We start from the raw sequence: 1,933 nt of genomic DNA on the forward strand, positions 1-1,933 counted from the left end.
ATGATATAATAAAGCATAACAGATACACAATAAAGATAGAAATACCAAACAACTCGAGCAAAAGTCCATTAACAATAGTTATTCTACCGATAACCATAGAAATAAGACCATAAACATATATTTTGTATTGGCAATCAAAAATTAGAGCTATATTTGCAAAAGAAGAAATAAAAGCCAAACAACTAAAATAGGGCTTAATTACGCAGATTACCAATAATCAATAACTCAAGATAATAGACACATTAGTTATATGTACAGAAGTATAATAATTGGGGATTCTTTCTCTAAGACACTTATGCTAAAAGAGAAAATCATGGCAATGAATACTGATTTACAGAGACCAGAAATCAATAAATCTACCACTCAAGGAGACAAACTTGCTCTACTGAGTGGATATGACATAGCATTTATTTACCTCGATGGTGAAAATGCATCTGGTTTACTACAACAACTTCCTGCAGAAAGAAACTTTGAAGTAATATTTATTTCTGAAAAGTTTCAATTAGACTATGCAATCAAAGCCCTGAAACTCTCTGTCGCAGACTATATTACCACACCCATAAAAGACACAGATCTAGAAAAAGCTATCAATAAATCCATAGAAATAATAAAATTAAAAAGGCATAAGAAACTACCTTTTTACAATAACACCAAAAGTCTAATCACCCCCCCGCAAAATATAAAAAACAGTAGCATTGCATTTGAAAAAAGGACTGGCGAGATAGAGATTATACAGTTAGACGAAATAGTATATTTCTCTACCGGAAACAGCCATGAATGTGAAGTCAAACTCATAGACAGTACAAACATCACACTCAACAAAGCGTTAAGCCACTACAGAAAGACATTTATTGAAGAAGGCAACTTTTTCCCAATCAACAGAAGCATCATTCTTAATTTATCATACATCAATACCTTTAATCCCCAGAAGCAAATTATCCGATTAACAACAGGCGAAGAGCTAAGCATTTCTAGAAGACAAGCATCAAAACTTCGTCAGCTATTATTAAGAACAGAGGAAGACAACGACCAACATATCGGATAAACAAACTCAACTACAATACTGAGACTGTCGCACGGTGGCGAACTACTGCGTTACTTTCGACATTCGGCTTCGGTCACGTACGTGAGTACGCTCCCGTAGCCTCAGTCTCAGTGCCTTGTATTTCACCACCGTGCAACGTCTCAACCGATTTGCTTGCAAATCGGCGAAAATGGGCACTTCGTGCAACATTCTCATACAGAGATTACACATATACATATTAAGGGAGTGAATTTAATACGTCTCCACATCATCAGCCTGCTTTTAAGTTAATTTCTACTTACAGAGTAGACTAAAATTGTGACTAATCGAATATAAAGGCATAATAAAAGCAACCAACAACAGAAGGCAAACAACCAATCAATACCTTGAAACCACCGTTAACAATAGAATTTGCCCCGATAACAGATATTCTTTTGGCAATCAGGTTGTTTTGTCGAGATTTGCATTGTGTAACATACACCTCATAAAGAGGACACTTTAGGATCATTAGCTATTTGAATATCACTCACAAACGCCATAAGGTTTATGTGAGTAGACATCAAAGAAGAGCTTAGACCTATAATGAACGCGAAACTCATATATGTAAGTATTACATTAAATTTTTAACAACTAAGAATTATGATGAAGAAGAAAATCATGGTGATTTCTTTGTTTACGTTCGCCGCTATCACTCTGATGGCAATCGGATGTAGCAAGGATTATGGTTCAGACATCGCTTCTGTCAACACTAAAGTTGACAACTTGGACAAGCGTGTTGGCACACTAGAAACCCTTGTCAAAGACATTGATGCCCAAGTTAAGGGTGGATCAGTCATTACAAGTGTAGAACCAACGAAAAATGGTATTACAGTAAAACTAAGCAACGGCAAATCTTACACCATCACCAAT

Annotated in this window: 2 protein-coding genes; both read left to right on the forward strand. The window is 35.7% G+C overall.

Annotation, left to right across the window (positions count from 1 at the left end):
* The first annotated feature begins 250 nt into the window (after window positions 1-250).
* On the forward strand, window positions 251-1,045 hold the full coding sequence (locus tag IX315_RS09510; protein ID WP_211837413.1) for a LytR/AlgR family response regulator transcription factor: 795 nt from the start codon (window positions 251-253) through the stop codon (window positions 1,043-1,045).
* A 618-nt stretch (window positions 1,046-1,663) separates the two neighbouring features.
* Window positions 1,664-1,933: hypothetical protein (locus IX315_RS09515; protein ID WP_211837414.1), on the forward strand; the 270-nt coding region annotated here is incomplete at its 3' end.

Origin of the sequence: Porphyromonas levii, from assembly GCF_018206105.1 — a bacterium.
GTDB lineage: Bacteria > Bacteroidota > Bacteroidia > Bacteroidales > Porphyromonadaceae > Porphyromonas_A > Porphyromonas_A levii.